A 20,479-nucleotide genomic window follows, 5' to 3' on the forward strand; every position below is an offset into this window, starting at 1 on the left:
AGCAATCCATGCTTGCTCCTCGCTTCGCGGCCCGATGGATTGCTTCGCTTCGCTCGCAATGACGAAGCGGAGGCGAGTTCACATATGCCCGACTTCGTCGGGGACGTCGTAGAAGGTCGGGTGGCGGTAGATCTTGGACTCCGCCGGCTCGAACATCATGCCCTTCTCCGACGGATCCGACGCGGTGATCGCGTTCGACGGCACCACCCAGATCGACAGCCCCTCGCCGCGGCGGGTGTAGATGTCGCGCGCAGCTTGCAGCGCCAGCGTGGAATCCGCCGCATGCAGCGAGCCGACATGCTTGTGCGCGAGGCCGTTGCGGCTGCGGATGAAGACTTCCCAGAGCGGAACGTTCGGCGTGGCCATCTCGGGCTCCCTTATTCTGCGGCTTGCGCGAGCTGGCGGCGCTTGCGCTTCTCGGCATAGGCCGTCGCGGCCTCGCGCACCCAGGCGCCTTCCTCATGCGCCTTGCGGCGCGCGGCGAGACGATCGCGGTTGCAGGGACCGTTGCCGGCCAGCACCTGCTTGAACTCGTCCCAGTCAATCGGGCTGTGTACCCAATTGCCGTTTGCGTTCTGCGTCATGCCGGGATCGGGAATCTTGAGCCCGAGGAACTTGGCCTGCGGCACGGTGGCGTCGATGAATTTCTGGCGCAGCTCATCGTTGGAGAAGCGCTTGATCTTCCACTTGGTCGAGGTGTCGCTGTGCTGGCTGACCTGGTCCGGCGGACCGAACATCATCAGCACCGGCCACCACCAGCGATCGAGCGCGTTCTGCGCCATCGCCTTCTGCTCGGCGGTGCCGCGGCACAGCGTCACCATGATCTCAAAACCCTGGCGCTGATGGAATGACTCCTCCTTGCAGACGCGGATCATCGCGCGGGCATAGGGGCCGTAGGAGCAGCGGCACAGCGGGATCTGGTTCATGATCGCGGCGCCGTCGACCAGCCAGCCGATGGTGCCGATGTCGGCCCAGGTCAGCGTCGGATAATTGAAGATCGAGGAATATTTCGCCTTGCCCGAGAGCATCGCATCGACCAGCTCCTCGCGCGAGGTGCCGAGCGTCTCGGCGGCGGCGTAGAGATAGAGCCCGTGGCCGCATTCGTCCTGCACCTTGGCGAGCAGCGCGGCCTTGCGGCGCAGCGACGGCGCGCGGGTGATCCAGTTGCCCTCGGGGAGCATGCCGACGATTTCGGAATGGGCGTGCTGGGAAATCTGCCGGGTCAGCGTCTTGCGATACGCGGCGGGCATCCAGTCGTTCGGCTCGATGCGCTCGTCGGCGTCGATGCGGGCCTGGAACTGATCGGCACGGGCAACATCCTCGACGCCGCGATCGTCGCCGTCGGATGAGTTGAGCGCCTGCGTGTACATGGCCGACCTCCCAGCGTGTTGTTAGGCAGCAATATATAACACAATTTTTGAAATGCAAGATATTTTTGTAATATGTTCAGACGCCCTCGAAACGTCGCGCCACCGCCCCGTTGGGCTTCGGCAGCGGCCCGTCCTCGTTGGTCGCGTGATCGTCAAGCCATTGTTCCGACGCGGGAAGCAGCCCGCGATAGATCTCGCCGCAGAGCTTGCGCGCAGCCCTGCCCGGCCAGTCCTTCGGCAGCAGCTGATACGGCAGCAGCGGATCGCGCAGCACGACCCGGCGATAGTGATGGATCAACAGAATCCGCGCGGTGAAGGCGTCGGCGTCGCTCAGTCTCTCGCCGCGCATGATTGCACCGTGCAGCGGCTCGAACGTCTTCATGAACTTCAGATAGGCGTCCGCGGTGCGATCGAGCGGCCAGCTCTCGCTGAGCAGCTTGCGCCCGCTGTCGTCCTCCGCCGAGACCTCGAGACGGATCGCGCGCGACGCCTCATCGGGGATCGGCACGCCCGACGGCGCGACCCACACGCCGGGCAGCGGGCTGCCGAAGCCGGCGTTCTTCAACGCCTCGCGCGCGGCGTCGCGGTCTTCGGCATTGCCGATCAGGAGCAGCTCGAAGCGGCCGGTCCAGTCCGACGGCGGCGGATCGTAGATGTGCCGGGTGGCGGTGTCGAAGGTCTGCCGTCCCCGGGCGTTCAACCGATAGAAGCTGTTGCGGCCGACCTTGCTGCGCTCGAGCCAGCCATCGGCGGCGAGCCGCGACATCGCGGTGCGCACCACATTGCCGTCGATGTCGAGCGACTTGAAGAACTCGAGCAGCGTGCCGAGCCACACCGCGCCGCCGCGCGGCACGATGGAATCGCCGAACACGGTGATGATGATCGAGCCGGTGCGTGACGGCTCGCGCTTCAGCTGATCGACGATGCGGGCAAGCGGCTGTGGCATGCCGCAACGCATAGCGCGTTTTGTCGAGGAACGACAATGTCGCCGCTCTAGCTTCTCCCTCGCCCCGCTCTTGCGGGGAGAGGGTTGGGGTGAGGGGCTGCCTCCGCGCTCACGGTGAAAGACGACTCGCGGAGACTCCCCCTCACCCGGATCGCATTGCGCTTCGCTTCATGCGATCCGGCCTCTCCCCGCAAGCGGGGCGAGGCAAACAAAGTCAGCGGTTCGGATCCGGATAGACCAAGCTGCGCCAACCGCTGCGGTCGAACGGCGCCCACTCGCCTTCCTTCTGCGCGAGGCGATCGGCGACCGCGTAGACCACCGCGGGGTGATGGCCCATGCCGCAATGGCTGCTCTCGACCTCGATGCTGTCGGTCATCGACGAGGCCTGCTCGCGGCAGCCCTGCCAGGCGCAGACGCCGTCGGTGCGGCTGAAGATCGCGGTGGTCGGCACCGGCGGTGCGCTGGCGAGCGAGCCGCCGAAGCGGGAATCCTCTTCGTCGGCGCGGCGACCGCTGGCCATCTCGTAGACGCGCCAGGCATTGGTCGATTTCGGGCCGGCGGCGAACGGGCTGCCGAGCGTGATCACCTGGCGCACGCGCTCCGGCATCATCTTGGCGAGCTGGCGCGCGTAGAGGCCGCCGAGACTCCAGCCGACCACCGAGACCTTGCGGCCGGTCGTCTCGTTCATCTCCTGCAGCAGGTCGACCATCCCGTCCTGCACGCCGGCGCGAAGCCCGAGGTTGCGGCCCTGGCGCCAGCCGCTGACGGCGTAGCCCTTGCTCCCCAGGAAGTCGCGCAGCGGGCGCGTCGACATGTCGGAGGCGATCAGTCCGGGCAGCACCAGCACCGGATGCCCATCGCCGCGCGGCGCGAGGCTCAGCAGCGGCAATGCACCGAGGAAAGCACCGAGCTCGTGAATGGCGCGGCCTTCCAGAAACATCAGCGTCCTGGACGGCGGGCGTAGCGTCTGCGCAGCAACGGACATTTCAGCTCCTGTTCCGGCGCCGTGGTGACGGCCGGCAATGGGATCATCAGGCGAGTCAATAGCGTTGACGCAAACCCGGCGGAATCGTTCCGCAACGCAACAAACGATCATGAAAAGCTAGGGAACCGATCACTTTCGTGCAAGCGGTCCAGGTCACACTTGCCACAACTAATGTGGTCGCCGTGCCCAATCGGTCACAGCAGGCGCAGCGCATATTCCAGCGTGTAAAGCGCAAGGCCGGCAAGCCCGCCGATCAGCGAGCCGTTGAAGCGGATGTATTGCAGGTCCTTGCCGACATTGACCTCGATGAGCGAGATCAACTGCTCCATGTCCCAGCTCTTCATCTGGTCGGCGATGAAGCTCGAGACGCCGCTCTTCTGTTCGGCAACGACCGTGCGCAGGATCGCGACCAGGCCCTGATTGATTTCGCTGCGCAGGTCCGCATCGCCGTCGAGCGCATCGCCGGCCTCGACGAACATGCGCGCCAGCTGATGCTGCAACACCTGCGACTCGCCGGAGGCGCTGCGCGCGATGAAGTCCTTGACGTTGGCCCAGACGGTGCGCCCGAGATTGGCGAGCTCCGGCCGCGCCAGCAGGTCGCGCTTGAGCCCGTCGATCCGATCGGCGAACGCCTTGTCGCTGCCGAGCCGGTCGACGAACGACAGCAGCATGCGGTCGAACTCGCCGCGGAACGGATGCTGCGGATCGTTGCGCACCTCCTCGAAGAATTTCGTGGCCGAGGCGATGATCCGGTTCACCACGAACTTGTCGGCGCGATAGAGCCTGAGCAGCGTCGGCATCTCGGCGCGGACCTTGTCGCGGATCACCGCCATGGTCTCCTGCTGCGTCAGCGTCTGGTGCAGCACGCGCAAGAGGTCGTCGAGCAGCCCGCCATGCCTGCCCTCCTGCACGAAGCCGCGCAGCGCGCCGGCTGCGAGCGGCGCGAGATCGATCGAGAGCACCTGCGTGGTGACGCGGCGGCTGATGAACTGCATCAAGCCCGAGCTCTCGGTCGCCGCGAACGCTTCGGGCAACATCCGCAGCACGAAGCGCGCGAGGTCCTCGGAGCGTTTGCGGTCGCGCAGCCAATCGGCGATGAAACTGCCGAAATCGATCTCGCGCAGCTTGGCCTCGACCGGTCCCGACTCCAGGAAATTGTTCTCGATGAATTCGCCGAGCTTCTCGGCGATCCGTTCCTGATTGCTCTGGATGATCGCAGTGTGCGGGATCGGCAGCCCCAGCGGCCGCTTGAACAGGGCGACGACGGCATACCAATCGGCGAGCCCGCCGATGGTCGCAGCCTCGGCAAAGGCGGCGATGAAGCCGAAGGCCGGATGCACCGGGAGCAGGACCTTCGACGCAATGAAGACGATGAGGGTCGTCGCCAGCACGCCGGTCGCCAGCCACTTCACGCGGCGCAGTTCGGCGGCACGTTCGGCATCGACGGGGGTTGCGATGAGGGCGGCGGGAAGGGTCATGGGAATTGAGGAAGCTCGCGCACGGGCACAACACTAGCCGTCATTGCGAGCGAAGCGAAGCAATCCATTTCACCGCATGCGGAGAGATGGACTGCTTCGTCGCTGTCGCTCCTCGCAATGACGGCAGGCGCGACATCAACGATGTATGAGAACGCCGCCAAAAAAGAAGGCCCGCGAAATGGCGGGCCTTCGAAAAGGGCAGTCGTCAGTGCAAGCGCGATCAGGCGGTCTTGCCGTAGACCTTGGCGAAGTTGTCCTGCGCGGTCTTCGCACCGTCGGTGACGAGCTTGCCGAGATACTCCGACGTGGCCTTCGCTCGCGAGACGAACAGTTCGCCACGCGCACGGACCAGGTCCGACTGGATCTGGGCGGCTTCGCTCAGCGACTTGGCCGACGCGAGCTTGTCGATACCGGCGAAGAACGCCTCGGCGTCCTGGTAGATCGCCTGCTGGATGTTGCGGCTGATCTTGGCGGCTTCGGTCACCGAACCGGCAACAGCGGTCTCGATCACGTTGGTCACCTTCTCCGAGCCGGCATAGGCATCGGCAGCGCGGGTCTTGGCGGCCTCGGCCTGCTTCTTCACGAACTCACGGGCGGCTTCCGGAACTTCCAGGTTCTGGAGCTTGGTGAACGCCTCGGTGACGGGCGCGAAGGCTTCCTTGACGCTGTTCAGCACGGAATTGGTTTCGGTGGTCATTGGGGTCTCTCTCCATCCTCAGGTTTGAGCTATGGGCTCACCCCGTCCGGATTGGCCCGGGGCAGCGGTGTTATGACACACCCCATGGTGCGCCGCAACATTGATGTTGCAGCGCGATATCACGAGCTCGTGAACAGCATGAATATCCGGCAGATTGCCTGCGGAACCGGCAGCTAGAGGTGTTTAAGCACCTCCAACCGCGCCCGGCAGCCCATACGCTTCCATCTGCGCCCGGACCTGCGCCACATTATGCCCGAGCACGACAATGTCGTGGGTCTTGCCCTCGACATCGCGGACATGGTCGCGCAGCAGGGCCTCCGCCTTGAAGCCGAGGCTTTCGAACAGCGCGATCGCGGCCCGCTGGTCGACGGTCATCTGCACCGAGAACTTCTCCAGCCCGGCGCCGAGGGCAATGGCGAACGTCTCCTGCGACAGCGCCCGGCCGACGCCCTGGCCGCGCACGTCTGATGACACCACCATCCGGATCTCGCCGACATGCGGCGACCAGGAATGCGGATCGCGCACCAGCGTGCCGCAGCCGACCACTTTGCCGTCCTTGATCGCGAGCAGGCTCGTGATGTCGCCGCGCTCGATCTCGTTGATCCAGGCCGACAGCACCTTGGGCTGGCTGATGTTGCGCGGCAGGAACAGCAGGTCGTGCGTCGGCAGCTTTTGCGCGAAGGCCTGCACCGCGGCCTCGTCGGCCCGCTTCATCAGGCGGAACTCGATGTCGCCGGCCTCGGTCTTGACGTGGCGCGGATAGGAACGTTGTTCGGTCATGTCGATCTCTCTCAAGTCGACCCTTCTCAGGTCGATCTTTTGCCCAACCAGGAGTCCAGCTTCGGCCACAGCCGCTTGATTGCATTGGCGCCGGCGACCAGCGAGACGTGACCGCCTTTCAGCATCACCTCCTCCTTGTCCTCGGAGCCGATCTTGGTGATCAAATGCTTTGCCGCGTCATATGGCACGATGTGATCGTGCTCGGCGACCGCGTGCAGGATCGGCACCTTGATGTCGGCAAGCCTGGCCGGCCGGCCGCCGACCGTCATGGTGTCGTTGTAGAGCTTGTTGTCCCACATCAAATCCTTGGTGATGGCGCGGAAATACTCGCCGGCGAGCGGCAGCGTGTCGGTCGCCCAGCGGTCGAACATCCGGTACGACTTGACGAACTCGTCGTTCCAGATGTTGTCCCACAACTGGATCTGGCCGACGACGCGCGCGGCCGGCCGCAGCATGTCGAACGATTGCAGGATCAGTTCGGGCGGCATGTTGCCCGTGCTGTCGATCAGCCGATCGACGTCGAAATAGCGGCGGTCGGCGAAATTGGAGAACAGCTTCATCTCGCGGAAATCGATCGGCGTGGTGAAGCAGATCAGGTTCTTCATCGGCCCGTCGTTGAAGATCGCGCCATAGAGCAGCGACAGCACGCCGCCGAAGCAATAGCCGATCACCGAGACGTCCTTCTCGCCGGAATCCTGCTGCACCCGGCGGACCGATTCCGGGATGAAGTCGAGGACATAGTCCTCCATGCGCAGCGATTTCTCCTCGGGCTTCGGCGCGGTCCAGTCCAGCATGTAGACATCGAAGCCGCGCTTGAGCAGGAATTCGATGAAGCTCTGCCCCGGCACCAGGTCGAGGATATAGCCGCGGTTGGTGGTCGCCATCACGATCAGGACCGGCACGCGATAGACCTCACTGGCCTGCGGCCGGTAGTGATAGAGGTTCATGGTGCCGCGCGAATACAGCACGTCCTTCGGTGTCTCGCCGAGCGAGGGCCCGGAGGACGAGAAATACTCGACGCCCTTGATGCTGCGCTGGATCGCGCGCTGCACCTCGGACTGCACCCGCTCGGAGATCGAGGCAAAATCAAACGGGGTGGGCGCATTCATTTGCTGCCTCCCTCCGCTGGCGGCTGCCTGGTGCGCGGCGGCCGTGGCGTTGCGCCGTGGCCGTCATCCGGCGCCAGCGAATTGTGGTGCACCTGCTGCAGCAGCGTCTTGATCTCGTTGAGCTGGTTCTCCATCGATTGCAGGCGTTCGGCCATGCCGACGAGCTGGGAGCGGCTCGGCAGGTTCATCGCCAGCAGATATTTCTCCATCAGCTCGCCGAGCTGCTTCTGCGCACCAGCCGCGACGCCGCCGGCCTGATTCATCACCTTGGAAAATTCAGGCGAGCTCATCAACTGATTGCCGAAGGAGTTGAACCCCTTCTCCATCTCGCCAATCATCGTCTGCCAAATCACGGCAGGGTCGTTGCCCTTGTCGGCCATGCGGCGCTCCTCCACACCAATTGCGAGCGCTTGCCGCGCTTCCACTTGTTTGTGCCATACGACACTGTTGCCGATGATCGGTCAACAGTGCGACACGCCCGGCGACGTCGGAGCCCTTCTGCGCTGCGTCAATCCGTGGCATAGAGGTTGCTGACCGCGACACCAGCAGGGGACGCCCGTGACCACGCTCGCCCATCAGCCGCCGCAGCTTGCCCGCGCCAACGGCATCGACATCTGCTACGAGGTTTTTGGCGAGGCGCATTCCGAGCCGCTGCTGCTGATCATGGGCCTCGGCGCCCAGATGATCCATTGGGACGACGAATTCTGCCGCCAGCTCGCCGCGCGCGGTTTTCGGGTGATCCGATTCGACAATAGGGATATCGGCAAATCCTCCCGCATGAGCGGCGGCAAGCGGCTGACCGCGCTCGAGCTCATCAAGCTGCGCTTCCTGAAAATTCCGGTCGCGGCGCCCTACCGACTGGCCGACATGGCGCGGGACACGATCGGCCTGATGGACGCGCTCGGCATCCGCAAAGCGCATCTGGTCGGCGCCTCGATGGGTGGCATGATCGCGCAGGAGGTTGCGATCACCTTTCCCGAGCGCGTGCTCTCGCTGACTTCGATCATGTCGACCACGGGCAATCCAAAGATCCCTGGGCCGACCCGCGAGGCGACCGCGGTACTGATGGCGCCGCCGCCGAAGAGCAAGGAAGAATACTTCGTCCGCTTCGGGCAGACCTGGAAGGTGTTGCGCAACGGCTTGTTCCCGGAAGACGAGGCGCTCGATGCCGAGCGCGCGCGGCGCACCTTCGAGCGCGGCCTCAATCCGGAGGGCGTCGGTCGCCAGTTGCGCGCCATTCTCGCCTCCGGCAGCCGCAAGGAGCGGCTGCGCAGCGTCAAGGCGCCGACCCTGGTGATCCACGGCACCGTCGATCCGCTGGTGCATCCCGAAGGCGGCCGGGACACTGCAGCCTCGATCCCGGGCGCAAGGCTCCTGATGATCGAAGGCATGGGCCATGCCCTGCCGATCCCGATGTGGCCAGAGATCATCGACGCCATCGACAAGCACGCACACGGGGCGGCAGCGAAGGCAGCGTGAGGGCCGGTATCTCCCGGTAACCATGTGAGCCGGGAGTGCGTTCTTCCGGGCGCGGCATAGACGCTGTAGAGAGCGCTATCCATCGCTCAGCCACCGGGAGCAACCAGATGAAGACCTTGCTTCGGCCGCGGACAGCCGTCGCCGCCCTCCTCCTCGCGCTCGCATCGTCGTCCGCGATGGCCGCCACCAGCGAGGCGCAGCAGGAAGCCAACCGCAAGGCGGTGCTGGCGTTCTACGAGAAAGGGCTGAACCAGAAGGATGCCGACGCGGCGCTCGCCTATGTCGGCAACCGCTATGTACAGCACAATCCCGGCGCGGCCGACGGCGCCGAGGGCTTCCGCAAGTTCATCGCCTTCCTGCGTGAAAAATTTCCGAACTCGCACAGCGAGATCAAGCGCTCCTTCGTCGATGGCGACTACGTGATCCTGCACGTCCACGCCGTGCGCGAGCCCGGCACCCGCGGCAACGCGATCGTCGATATCTTCAAGCTCGAGGACGGCAAGATCGTCGAGCATTGGGACGTGGTGCAGCCCATTCCGGAAAATCCGGCGAACAGCAACACGATGTTCTGAGGCGACCGCTGGGCCAAAGGCCGCCCCGGATTCCGGGCTAGAGCCCCGTTCCGATAGAATCGGAACGGCGGCTCTAGATTCTTGTTGTGACGCGTTTTCTTCACGCGAACCGGTATCCACTTCGCTCGAAAACGCTCTTAGTCCTTGGCCGCGATCCAGATCACGTGGCGGACGCCGCGGCCTTTTCCGGTGGCGCGGACGGCGATCTCATTGACTGCGAACCCGGCCCGGGACAGCGATTTCGGGAATTTTGCGTTCGGCCCGGACGACCAGACGGCGAGCACGCCGCCGCGTCGCAATGCGGTGTGCGCCAGCTTGAGCCCGGAGACATCGTACAGCGCGTCATTGGCCTTGCGGGTCAGGCCCTCGGGGCCGTTATCGACGTCGAGCAGGATGGCATCGAAGCTGCGCGGGTGGCGCTCGATGACGCCGGCAACGTCTTCCTCCTGGATGCTGACGCGCGGATCGCTCAGGCTGTCGCCGAAGATCTCCGCCATCGGACCCCTCGCCCAGGCAACGACCGCCGGCACCAGTTCGGCCACCGTGATCTTCGCGTCTTGTCCGAGCACTTTGAGCGCAGCCCGCAAGGTAAAGCCCATGCCGAGGCCGCCGATCAGAAAATGCGGCTTTGCGACCTGCTCGATCTTCTTCGCCGCAAGCGTCGCCAGCGCCTCTTCCGAGCCCGACAGGCGGCTGTTCATCAGCTCGTTGGTGCCGAGCATGATCGAGAATTCGCGGCCCCGCCGCATCAGACGCAATTCACCGTCGGTGCCGGGAATGCGCGCGGTATCGATCTTTTCCCATGGAATCATGCGGCGGCTTGTAGCATGGGCGGCACCTCTGCCGTAGCCCGGATGGAGCCAACGGGTCGCGCGAACGCGCGCCCGATGACAGGCTCCGTGCAATCCGGGGCAGTGTCAATGCGGAGCGACGGCCCCCGGATTTCGCTTCGCTGCATCCGGGCTACAAAGGCGGGAAACTACCCACCGGCCCAGACGTCGAGCACGTAGCGATTCCCTGTCCCCATCTCCTCGATCCAGCGCGCGGCAGCATCGGCATCGGTGCCGGTGCGCTCGCGATAGATCGACATCAACGTCGCCTTGACGTCGGGCTCCATCTTGCCGCCGTCGCCGCAGACATAGACGATCGCGCCGTTCTGGATCAGCTCCCAGACCCGGTCCTTCTGCGCGGCCAGGAGGTGCTGCACATAGATCTTCGGCCCATCGGTGCGCGAGAAGGCGGTGAAGAGCTCACTGACGCCGTCGGCGGCGAACGCCTTCAGCTCGTCCGCATAGATGAAATCCTGCTCGGGATGGCGGCAGCCGAAGAACAGCATCGCAGGGCCCAACACAGCACCCTGTGCCTTGCGCGCGGCGCGCTCCTGCAGGAAGCCGCGGAACGGGGCCAGGCCGGTGCCAGGCCCGATCATGATGACCGGCACGGCGTTGTCGTCGGGCAAGCGGAAGCCGGCCTTGGTCTCCTTGATGGTGGCGTGGATGGTGTCGCCGGCGCGGCGGCGCGCCAGATAGTTCGAGCAGATGCCCTTGTAGATGCCGCGGCCCGAGCTTGCGGGCGCTTCGACGACGCCCACGGTGACGCTGCAACGCTGCGCCTCGCCCGCCGGTGACGACGAGATCGAGTAATAGCGCGGCGCCAGCAGCGACAGCATTTCGAGATAGAGGTGGAACGGCAGCTCGCAGGCCGGATATTCCTCGAGCAGGTCGAACACCGATTTGCGTTTTCCCAGCACCTCCGTCCGGTAGCGCGCCGCCGATGCCTCGTCGTCGCCGACATAGGCCATCAGCTTCGGCTTGGTCACCGGGCAGCGGGTGTGCTCTGCCATGATCTGGATCTGCTTGCGGGTCGCGACCTGCTGCAGCTCGACGAACTCGGTGAGCAGCCGCCCGACCGACACGGCGTTGCCGACCGGCAATTGCGCGCGGCGGCCTTCCGAGACTTGTAAACGGATCTGGTCGGCCGGCAGGAAGCCGAACCGGCGCGCGACGGAGTCGACCAGGGTCGGATCGTTGCGCGGCACCACGCTGAGATGATCGCCGACGCGGTATTTCAGATTGGCGGGCAGCTCGACCTCGATATGCCGGGTCGAGCGTTCCGACGGATGGGCTCCGTCCTTGGTCTGCAGCTCGGTGTTGGCGAGCACCTTCATCGGCACCGCGCCGCCCTGGGTCACGATGGTGTTGACCGCGCCCTGCGCCACCGGCTCGATCGCGTAGAGCGGCTCGTCCTCGGCGGTGCGGGTGAAATTCCAGTCGATGCCGAATTCCTTGGTCGCGACCTTGGCCGCCTCCGGGAACCATTTCTGGAACTGGCCGTCGAGATCGCTGCGCGCATCGCCCTCGCCGCGCGGATAGACCGCGCGGGCGCCATGTTTGGTCAGCTGCTCATCGATGAAGCGCGGCACCGACTGGTAGGTTGCCGCCCAATCGCTGTTGCCGCAGCCGAACACGGCGTAGCGCACCTTGGCGAAGGCGTCCTTCGGCAGGTCGCTCTCCAGCCATTTGACGAACTGCGTCGCGTTGTCCGGTGCCGCGCCATTGTAGGACGCGCAGATGATCAGGACACCACCCTCTTCCGGCAGCTTGCCGACATAATCGTCAAGCGGGCCAAGGCGGGTTGCAAACCCGTTGATCTCCGAGAGATCGGCCATGCGGGTCGCCAATTCCTCGGCCGAGCCGAGATTGGAGCCATAGAGCACCAGCATCGGCGTGTCGTGGCCGGGACGCGTGGTCGGCGCGCGCTGAGGCTTCGGCGCGGCCGCAACCGCGCCCGCGCTGCCGGCGAACGCGCCGCGATCCCTGTCGTCGCGCAGCCGCACCTTGATCCTGAAGCCGTCGGGCTTGACGGTCAGCGTCTCCTTCAGATGCATCTGATAGCGATGCACGTCGATCAGCTTGAAGCGCTGCAGGATCATCCCGATCGCCAGCGCCGCCTCGTGCATGGCAAAGCCGCGGCCGATGCAGGCGCGCTGGCCGTTGCCGAACGGCTTCCAGGCATTGATCGGCCGCTTGGCCTCGGCCTCGCGGCTGAAGTTCTCGGGATCGAACACATCAGGGTTCGGGCCCCAGACCGAGGGGTCGCGGTGCAGCGCCATCACCAGCACGGTGATGAATGTGTTCTTCTTCAGTCTGTATTTGCCGCCGATCGTCTCATCGGCCAAAGGCGCGATGCCGTAAGCCGGCGCCGGCGGCCACAGCCGCAGCGCCTCCTTCAGGCATTGGGTGATGTAGGTGAGCTGCGTCACCTGCTGATAGGTCGGCCGCGCATTGACGTCGGGACCAAGGACGCGATCGACCTCCTCATAGGCCTTCTTCAGCACCTCGGGATGCTTCAGCAGCGCGTAGATCGTGCACGACAGCAGGCCAGAGGTGGTCTCGTGGCCGGCGATCAGGAAGGTATTGATCTGGTAGCGGATGTTGACGTCGTCGAGCTGCTCGCCGGTTGAGCGGTCGACGCCGGTCATCATTGCGGCCAGCATGTCCTTCTTGTCGTCGGTCACGTCGGTATTGCCGCGCCGCTCGGCGATGATCTCGTCGACCATCTTGTTCATGAAGGCGACGTCGTCGGCGAGCATCTTGCGCCGCTTCTGCATCCACAGCCCCTCGAGCGGCAGGCCGCGGGTCATCATGATGGTCTCGAGCGAGCGCACCAGCGATTCCACGAACGGGTGGTAGTCGCGACGGTAGAACGAATTGAAGCGGTAGTCGAAGCCGCACAGCCCGATGGTATCGAGCGTCAGCGCCGTCATGTCGTGGACGACCTCGATCTCCTCGTCGGCGTTGAGCCGCTCCCATTTCTTGACCAGCTGCTCGGCGATATCGACCATGCTCGGGTGATACGACTGCATGGCGCGGTTGCCGAACGGCTGCATCAGGATGTTGTGCGCCTTGCTCCAGTTCGGCTCCCTGGTGTCGGCGGTGAACAGCCCGTCGCCGCCGACTGCACGCACCCGGCGCAGCGAACCGCGCACCGCCTTGTCGAAGCGTTTCTCGTCGGACAGCTCGTCGACGAGGTCGTGGCCGGACACGATCACGATCGGCGCGCCCATCATGTCGAGCCAGAAGATCGGGCCGAGTTCCTTGGAGAGCTTCACCAGATGCTGCACCGGCGCGCTTGAATCCAGCGACAGCATGTTGCCGACCACCGGCTTTGTCGGCGGTTGCGGGATCGGACTCAGTCTGTTGCCGGACGCCATGTCGAGATTGCCCCCTACCTTGTCTCAACCGTCATTGCGAGCGAAGCGAAGCAATCCATCGTGCCGCAAGCGGATAGAATGGATTGCTTCGTCGCTTCGCTCCTCGCAATGACGGCCAGGAATTACCCGAACCGCTTTCTGCGCCATTCGATCAGCTTGGCGCTGACCTCGTCAGGCTTTTCCTGCTGCGTCCAATGGCCGCTGTCCTTGACCAGATATTTTTCGAGGTCCGGCACCAGTCGCTCCATGCCGTCGGCGGCCGACGGCGGCAGCACCGCGTCGTTCTCGGCCATGATCATCAGCGCCGGCACCCGGACGTGATGGTCGAGCCCGGCCGAACGCTCCCAGTTGCGAGTGAAGTTGCGGTACCAGTTGATGCCGCCGGTGAAGCCGGTTTTGCTGAAGGTGTCGACGAACACCTTCTTCTCCTCGGCGGACAGGATCGGCGTCCGCGGATCGTGCCTGGCGTCGTAATTCGCGATCATCTGCGGAAACGCCAGATTGAGCCGTGCCGACGCGCCGACGCCGGCGATCGGCTGCTCCTCCGGCGCGCCGGGCGGGCGGGCAGCCGGCTTGCGCATGAAGGCGTCAAAGGTCTGCTCGACCCGGCTGCTGAAAATCCGGTCCGGTTCGCGCCCCGGATCCTGGAACTGGACGATATACATCTGGTCGCCGAAGCGCTGGCGGAACAACGCGATCGGATCGACAGGCGCCCGATCCCAATGCGGCGTGTTGACGCCGACGACTCCGGCGACCCGCTGATGATGTCTGAGCGGCATCTGCCAGACGACGAAGCCGCCCCAGTCGTGACCGACGAAGATCGCCTTGTCGATCTTGAGATGATCGAGCAGGCCGACCAGATCGCCGGTCAGATGCTCCATGTCGTAGGCCTCGACCGGCTCCGGCCGGTCGGTCGCGCCATAGCCGCGCTGATCCGGCGCGATCACCCGGATGCCGGCGTCGCCCAGCGCCTTGATCTGATGGCGCCAGGAGAACGCCAGTTCGGGCCAGCCGTGGCACAGCACCACCGGCGGCGTGTCGGTGCTGGGGCCGGCTTCGTAGAAGCCCATGCGGATGCCGTTGGTCTCGGCGAACTGCAGCGGTGGCATTTCGATCATTGTGAAATCCTATTCGGCCGCGCCCTTGATGTCCGCAGGCGGAGGCGCGAACGCCGCCTCGAGTGCATCGAACTCGAGCGGCAGCATGTCGCACATCACCTGCACGTGGGGAATGATGTTGGCACCGACGATGAAGCCGAAATCGAGCTGATCGCGGTAGCTCTGCACGGTGATGTTGAGCGCAACGCCGTGGGTCGAGATCGAAACCGGGAAGATATGTAACAGCTCCGCTCCCGCCGCATACAGCGTCTGCCGCGGCCCCGGCACGTTGGAGACCGTGATGTTGGTCGCCGGCGGCAGCACGTTGGAGAGGTCGGAACGGCTGTAGAGCAGCGCCATGATCTGCACCAGGATCGGTGCGCCGAGCATGGAGATGTTGGAGACCTGCGGCATCAGGGCGCGCAGCGGATGCGACATCTCCTTGGACTTGGTGGACTGCGCGATGATGGTCTCCAGCCGCTTCCTGGGATCCTCGATGTCGGTCGCGATCGAGCAGATCATGCCGAACACCTGGTTGTTGGATTCGGCATTGCCCTCCTCGCGCAGCGAGATCGGCACGCCGGCGGTCAGCGACTTGTTCGGCAGCGCGCCCTGGCTGATCAGATAGCGCCGCACCACGCCGGAGGCGAGCGCCAGCACGACGTCGTTGAGCTTGCCGCCGGACGCTTTCGCCAGCGCCTTGGCGCGCGACAGCGAGATCGAGGTGCCGGCAAAGCTGCGCTCCGACGAGATCGCCTTGTTGAGGATGGTCGGCGGCGAGGACATCGCCTGCAGGCTCTCGCGCGAACGGGGATCGGCGACCTTGGCGACGACGTCCGACAGGCTCTTCATCACGGTCGGCATCGAGCCCGCGAACTTCACCGCGCTCTCGATCTGGAACATGGCGTTATCGAACAGGATCGAACCGAGATCGCTCTTGCCGGAGCGCGGCAGCTCCAGGCTCTTCTGCGCGGCGGCGGCCGCCTCGAACGGCTGGGTCCAGAGCTGCTGATAGGCATCGATCAGGTTGGCCGCGATGTCGCGCGGCTCCTGCGCGACCTTCTTCGCGCTCGGCGGCTCGATCTCGCGCGGCACCGGCGTCAAATCGTAGATCATGCTGGTCAGCGCGGCACCTGCGCCGCCGTCGATGCAGGCGTGGTGCATCTTGGAATAGAGCCCGATCTCGTTGTCCTTCATGCCCTCGAAGACGTAGAATTCCCAGAGCGGGCGGGCGCGGTTCAGCAGCTTGGCGTGCATCCAGCCGACGATGCGCTCCAGCGTGGCACGGTCGCGCGGCGCCGGCAGGCTGGCGCGGAAGATATGGCGGTCGATGTCGAACTGGTCGTCCTCGACCCACGACGGATGATCGATGTCGAGCGGCGCCTTCTGCAGGCGCGCCTTCAGGATCGGCGCGATGTGCAGCCGCGAGGCGATCATCGCCTTGAACTCCTCGAAGAAGTCGCCCTTGTAGCCGTCGGGCAGGCGGAAGATCGCCATGCTGCCGACATGCATCGGCATTTCCGGCGTTTCCAGATAGAGAAACGATGCGTCCAGCGAGGACAGCTTCTTGGCGTCGCTCATGATCTCCTCCCGAGAGCCAACTCACGCGGGCGCCTTGAGGCGCTTCTCGTCGTTTGGTTTAGGATAGTGCCTGTTCTGCCGGTCCGTAGGCAATGGCAAAGGGGCCGGACCGGTCAAAATGCCGGAACTCGCCTTCCGGCTGCGCCAGCCGGTCCGCGATCGCCCACAGCGCTGCGGGGTTGACGCCGAGGCCGAGATGGCTCGCCAGATGCACCTCGATGTTCTCGGCGGTCGCCGACGGCCGCACCCGCGAGGTCCGCCAGTTCACGATGCCGTCGGTGCGGGAATAGATCGAGGTGGCCGGCACCGGCATGTCGCCGGCGATCGCGGCGCGGACATCCGGGATGTCGTCCACGCCCTCGCCGGACAAGAGCTCGTAGAGCCGGGTCGCATTGGTGGCGCGGATGTCGTCGGCGAACGGACTGCCGAGCGTGATGATGGAGCGCACCAGCTCGGGCATCTGCGACGCCAGATCGCGCGCATAGACGCCGCCGAGGCTCCAGCCGACGATCGAGATCTTGCGCCCGGTGGCCTCATGGACCCGCTTCAGCAGGTCGCGCAGCGCACCTCGCCTGCTGGAAATCCCGCCGAAATTGCGGCCCATGTTCCAGGCGTAGGCGTCGTAGCCGAGATCCTTCAGATAGCGCCGCATCGGCGCCATCGACAGATCGCTGGCGAGGAAGCCCGGCAGCGCCAGCACCGGATGACCGTCGCCCTTCGGCGCCTGCATCAGCAAAGGCGACAAAAGCAGGCTCGAATTGAGCTCGAGCACGCCGCGCGCTTCCGCCAGCATCAGGAACAGGCTGGGCGGGCGCAACCGGCGTTCGGTCCCATCAACGCTCCTGTCCATGTCGTCACTATTTCTTCTTGCTCGCGCCGCCGAAGCCGGCCATCGCCACGAACATGTCCTGGAAGCGCTCGGCGAGCTTGGGATCGAAGGTGAACCAGCTCTGCAGCAGCGATTCCGGCGAAATCTTATCGATGTTCGACAGCATCTGCTGCTGCAGCTTGTCCATGACGGCGTTCTGCATCGGTGCCACATCGGGCAGGCCGAAGAATTGCCGCGCTTCGAGGGGCGTACAATCTATCTCGACGTTGACCTTCATATCCGCCTCCTCAAATGCGCCGTGACCCGGTTCAGTATCGCCGCGACGGGGTGCGTTGCGCAAGTCGGCCCCGGCCGTCCGAAGATGCAGTCGCCCTCAATCATCCGTTATGGTCAACCAAACTGTCTTGCAGCGACCGGCATCGGCAGCGCGCGCCGCAGATCACTCCCGCGCCCCGCACGCAGCACTCCGAAAGTCGAATGTCACGCGCCGATATCGACCGCCTGTCGTGAGAATCCCAGTGGTTGCGCTGCACCCGCGCGAGCAGGTTAACCCTTTGGGAAATCGCGCTTGCGCGGCCGGTAAACTCTGGCAACATGCATCAATAATACCAGCCGGACAAAGCAGCCGGCCGATAAAAACGGGGACGCGGGATCACATGTCGGTACGTTGGAGTTTGTTTGCGGCGGCTGCCGTCGCGCTGGTCGCCGTTGCCTTGCCGTCGTCGGCCCAGACGTTGAAATATGCCAACCAGGGCGAGCTGAAGTCGCTGGATCCCTACACGCTGAAGGAAACCACGACGATCGCGCACCATGCGCACGTCTACGAAGGCCTCACCGCCCGCGACAAGGACCTCAAGATCATTCCGGCCCTGGCGGAAAGCTGGGAGACGCTGAGCCCGACCAAATGGCGCTTCCATCTGCGCAAGGGCGTCAAATTCCACAATGGCGACCCCTTCACCGCCGACGACGTGCTGTTCTCCGCCGACCGGGTCCGCGCCAAGGGCTCCAACTTCCTCAGCAACGTCCCCGCAGATGCCAAGTTCACCAAGGTCGACGACACCACCGTCGACGTGACGCTGGACTCGCCCAATCCCATCCTGATCTCGCAGTGGGATAGCTGGTACATCATGGACAAGAAGTGGTGCGAGGAGAACAACTCCGTTGCACCGACGCCGGCCTCGGCGACCACGCCGAGCTACGCGGCGCTGCACGAGAACGGCACCGGTCCGTTCACGATCGAGAGCCATCAGCCCGGCGTGAAGACCGTGTTCAAGGCGTTTCCGGGCTATTGGCGCAAGCCGGAGCATAATCTCAAGGAGATCATCTTCACCCCGATCGGCTCCGACGCCACCCGCGTCGCCGCGCTGCTGTCGGGCGAGGTCGATGTCATCGAACCGGTTCCGCTGCAGGACATCCAGCGCGTCAATTCCAGCGGTGTCGCCACCGTGATGACCGCGCCCGAGATCCGCACCATCTTCATCGGCATGGATATGGCGCGCGATGAGCTGCTGTATTCCAACGTCAAGGGCAAGAATCCGTTCAAGGACATCAAGGTCCGCGAAGCCTTCTACAAGACGATCGACGTCGACCTGATCAAGACCCGCGTGATGCGCGGCATGTCGACGCCCTCGGCCCTGATGATCGCGCCCGAGCTGTATCCGCTGTCGAAGGAGTTCACCCGGCCGAAGCCCGATCCGGAAGGCGCCAAGAAGCTGTTGGCCGAGGCCGGCTATCCGAACGGCTTCGAGGTCACGATGGACTGCCCGAACGACCGCTACGTCAACGACGCCGCGATCTGCCAGGCGGTGGTCGGCATGCTGGCCCGCATCGGCGTCAAGGTGAACCTGCTGGCGCAGCCGAAGGCGCAGTATTTCGGCAAGGTGCTGAAGCCCGGCGGCTACCAGACCTCGTTCTTCATGCTGGGTTGGACGCCCGCCACGTCCGACTCGCACAACGTGCTGCACGACATCCTCGGTTGCCGTGACGACCCGAAGGACTCGACCCGGGGCGAGGCCAATCTCGGCGGCTATTGCAACAAGGACGTCGACGCGCTCACCGACAAGGTGCTGGTCGAGAGCGACACCGCCAAGCGCGACCAGCTGATCAAGCAGGCCTACGAGATCGTCATCAAGGATTACGGCTACATTCCGCTGCATCAGCAGCCGCTGGTGTGGGGCGTGTCGAAAAAGGTCAAATTGACCCAGCGCGCGGACAACCAGGTGCTGCTGTACTGGGCGACCAAAGAGGGTGAATAGTGGTCTCGGCGAATTGGGTCCCGGAAGCGCAGGCTTCCGGGACCTCGCGTTTTCCGGTCGCGCAACGCCGCGCGCCAAATGTCAAAAGCAGTGAAAGGTAGAGATGCTCGCTTTCACTCTTCGCCGTTTCCTGCAGGCGATCGGCGTCATGCTCGCCGTGGGCATCATCGCGTTCGCGATGTTCCGCTTCGCCGGCGATCCGGTCAACCAGATCGTCTCGATCGACACCTCGGCCGCGCAGCGGGCCGAGATCCGGCACTCGCTTGGCCTTGACGATCCCGTGCTGGTGCAGTTCGGCCGCTATTTCATCAATGCGCTGCAGTTCAAGTTCGGCGTGTCCTATCAGTTCCGCCTGCCGGTCTCTTCGCTGCTCGCCGAGCGCATGCCGGCGACGCTGGAGCTTGCGATCGTCGCCACCATCTTTGCGATGGTGGCCGGCATCCTGATGGGGGTCTATTCGGCGCTGCGCCGCGACACCATCCTGGCCAGATTATTCCAGGCGATATCGCTGATCGGCATTTCGCTGCCGACCTTCCTGATCGGCATCCTGCTGATCTATCTGTTTGCCGTAACCTTGGGCTGGCTGCCCTCGTTCGGGCGCGGCGAGGTCGTGAAGCTCGGCTGGTGGTCGACCGGGCTGCTCACCGTCTCCGGCTGGAAGGCGATCATCATGCCGGCGATCACGCTCGGGCTGTTCCAGATGACCCTGATCATGCGGCTGGTGCGCGCCGAAATGCTGGAAGTGCTGCGCACCGACTATATCCGCTTCGCCCGCGCCCGCGGGCTGACCACGCGCGCGATCCATTTCGGCCACGCGCTGAAGAACACCCTGGTTCCGGTGATCACGGTGGCTGGCCTGCAGTTTGGCTCGGTTATTGCTTTCTCGATCATCACCGAAACCGTGTTCCAATGGCCGGGCATGGGGCTCCTGTTCGTCCAGGCCGTGCAAAACGTCGATATCCCAATCATGGCCGCGTATCTGTTGATGGTCTCGCTGATCTTCGTCACCATCAATCTCGTGGTCGACATCCTCTACACCGTGGTCGATCCGCGCTTGCGGTCGACCGTCGGCCGCGCGGCGTGAGGGG

Annotated in this window: 19 protein-coding genes; 4 read left to right on the forward strand and 15 right to left on the reverse strand. The window is 64.5% G+C overall.

The annotated features are described in order from the left end of the window. Nucleotides 1-78 precede the first annotated feature (78 nt). From paaB to ACVINW_RS37675, 9 genes are all read right to left on the reverse strand, one after another. A complete protein-coding gene (gene paaB, locus ACVINW_RS37635; protein ID WP_024579339.1) occupies nt 79-366 on the reverse strand; it encodes a 1,2-phenylacetyl-CoA epoxidase subunit PaaB in 288 nt (95 codons plus the stop codon). An 11-nt stretch (nt 367-377) separates the two neighbouring features. Continuing rightward, nucleotides 378-1,370, reverse strand: coding sequence for a 1,2-phenylacetyl-CoA epoxidase subunit PaaA (paaA, locus tag ACVINW_RS37640; RefSeq protein ID WP_456755970.1), 993 nt, complete (start codon nt 1,368-1,370; stop codon nt 378-380). A 76-nt stretch (nt 1,371-1,446) separates the two neighbouring features. Beyond that, nucleotides 1,447-2,316, reverse strand: a complete 870-nt coding sequence (gene paaX / locus ACVINW_RS37645) for a phenylacetic acid degradation operon negative regulatory protein PaaX (RefSeq protein WP_456755971.1) — start codon at nt 2,314-2,316, stop codon at nt 1,447-1,449. A gap of 214 nt (nt 2,317-2,530) precedes the next feature. Further along, on the reverse strand, nt 2,531-3,301 hold the full coding sequence (locus tag ACVINW_RS37650) for an esterase/lipase family protein (protein WP_456755972.1): 771 nt from the start codon (nt 3,299-3,301) through the stop codon (nt 2,531-2,533). A 194-nt stretch (nt 3,302-3,495) separates the two neighbouring features. Beyond that, on the reverse strand, nt 3,496-4,779 hold the full coding sequence (locus ACVINW_RS37655) for a DUF445 domain-containing protein (RefSeq protein WP_456755973.1): 1,284 nt from the start codon (nt 4,777-4,779) through the stop codon (nt 3,496-3,498). A 220-nt stretch (nt 4,780-4,999) separates the two neighbouring features. After that, on the reverse strand, nt 5,000-5,476 hold the full coding sequence (locus ACVINW_RS37660; RefSeq protein ID WP_050420022.1) for a phasin: 477 nt from the start codon (nt 5,474-5,476) through the stop codon (nt 5,000-5,002). A 183-nt stretch (nt 5,477-5,659) separates the two neighbouring features. Then, a complete protein-coding gene (locus tag ACVINW_RS37665) occupies nt 5,660-6,256 on the reverse strand; it encodes an N-acetyltransferase family protein (protein WP_456755974.1) in 597 nt (198 codons plus the stop codon). A 26-nt stretch (nt 6,257-6,282) separates the two neighbouring features. After that, nucleotides 6,283-7,365, reverse strand: coding sequence for a PHA/PHB synthase family protein (locus ACVINW_RS37670; RefSeq protein WP_456755975.1), 1,083 nt, complete (start codon nt 7,363-7,365; stop codon nt 6,283-6,285). Beyond that, nucleotides 7,362-7,745 carry a hypothetical protein gene (locus ACVINW_RS37675; RefSeq protein WP_456755976.1) on the reverse strand — a complete coding sequence of 128 codons (384 nt, stop codon included), beginning with the start codon at nt 7,743-7,745 and terminating at the stop codon, nt 7,362-7,364. Before ACVINW_RS37675 ends, ACVINW_RS37670 begins: the two co-directional genes overlap by 4 nt. 178 nt (nt 7,746-7,923) lie before the next feature. Between ACVINW_RS37675 and ACVINW_RS37680 the strand changes: the two genes are divergently transcribed. Both ACVINW_RS37680 and ACVINW_RS37685 read left to right on the forward strand, forming a co-directional pair. Beyond that, nucleotides 7,924-8,844 (forward strand): alpha/beta fold hydrolase, encoded by a 921-nt coding sequence (locus tag ACVINW_RS37680; RefSeq protein WP_456755977.1) that lies wholly within the window; start codon nt 7,924-7,926, stop codon nt 8,842-8,844. Nucleotides 8,845-9,020: 176 nt separating this feature from the next. Then, entirely contained in the window at nt 9,021-9,416 is a 396-nt protein-coding gene (locus ACVINW_RS37685; protein ID WP_456756589.1) for a nuclear transport factor 2 family protein, read from the forward strand. A gap of 137 nt (nt 9,417-9,553) precedes the next feature. Here ACVINW_RS37685 and ACVINW_RS37690 read toward each other — a convergent pair whose 3' ends face one another. The 6 genes from ACVINW_RS37690 to ACVINW_RS37715 all read right to left on the reverse strand — a co-directional run bounded on the left by ACVINW_RS37690 (nt 9,554) and on the right by ACVINW_RS37715 (nt 17,413). Continuing rightward, the gene (locus tag ACVINW_RS37690) at nt 9,554-10,228 is read right to left on the reverse strand and encodes a spermidine synthase (protein WP_456755978.1); all 675 of its coding nucleotides are present in this window, start codon (nt 10,226-10,228) and stop codon (nt 9,554-9,556) included. A 167-nt stretch (nt 10,229-10,395) separates the two neighbouring features. Beyond that, a complete protein-coding gene (locus tag ACVINW_RS37695; protein WP_456755979.1) occupies nt 10,396-13,629 on the reverse strand; it encodes a bifunctional cytochrome P450/NADPH--P450 reductase in 3,234 nt (1,077 codons plus the stop codon). Between the two features lie 122 nt (nt 13,630-13,751). Continuing rightward, the gene (locus ACVINW_RS37700; RefSeq protein WP_456755980.1) at nt 13,752-14,747 is read right to left on the reverse strand and encodes an alpha/beta fold hydrolase; all 996 of its coding nucleotides are present in this window, start codon (nt 14,745-14,747) and stop codon (nt 13,752-13,754) included. Nucleotides 14,748-14,756: 9 nt separating this feature from the next. Further along, the gene (locus ACVINW_RS37705; protein WP_456755981.1) at nt 14,757-16,307 is read right to left on the reverse strand and encodes a WS/DGAT/MGAT family O-acyltransferase; all 1,551 of its coding nucleotides are present in this window, start codon (nt 16,305-16,307) and stop codon (nt 14,757-14,759) included. 58 nt (nt 16,308-16,365) lie between these two features. Then, on the reverse strand, nt 16,366-17,157 hold the full coding sequence (locus tag ACVINW_RS37710) for an esterase/lipase family protein (protein ID WP_456755982.1): 792 nt from the start codon (nt 17,155-17,157) through the stop codon (nt 16,366-16,368). A 7-nt stretch (nt 17,158-17,164) separates the two neighbouring features. After that, the gene (locus ACVINW_RS37715; protein WP_456755983.1) at nt 17,165-17,413 is read right to left on the reverse strand and encodes a DUF6489 family protein; all 249 of its coding nucleotides are present in this window, start codon (nt 17,411-17,413) and stop codon (nt 17,165-17,167) included. A 379-nt stretch (nt 17,414-17,792) separates the two neighbouring features. On the opposite strand from ACVINW_RS37715, the gene ACVINW_RS37720 reads away from it, so the two are divergent. Together ACVINW_RS37720 and ACVINW_RS37725 are read left to right on the forward strand one after the other, a co-directional pair. Then, a complete protein-coding gene (locus tag ACVINW_RS37720; RefSeq protein WP_456755984.1) occupies nt 17,793-19,391 on the forward strand; it encodes an ABC transporter substrate-binding protein in 1,599 nt (532 codons plus the stop codon). Between the two features lie 103 nt (nt 19,392-19,494). Continuing rightward, the gene (locus tag ACVINW_RS37725; RefSeq protein ID WP_456755985.1) at nt 19,495-20,475 is read left to right on the forward strand and encodes an ABC transporter permease; all 981 of its coding nucleotides are present in this window, start codon (nt 19,495-19,497) and stop codon (nt 20,473-20,475) included. Nucleotides 20,476-20,479: the final 4 nt, after the last annotated feature.

The organism is Bradyrhizobium sp. USDA 4461 (assembly GCF_054055655.1).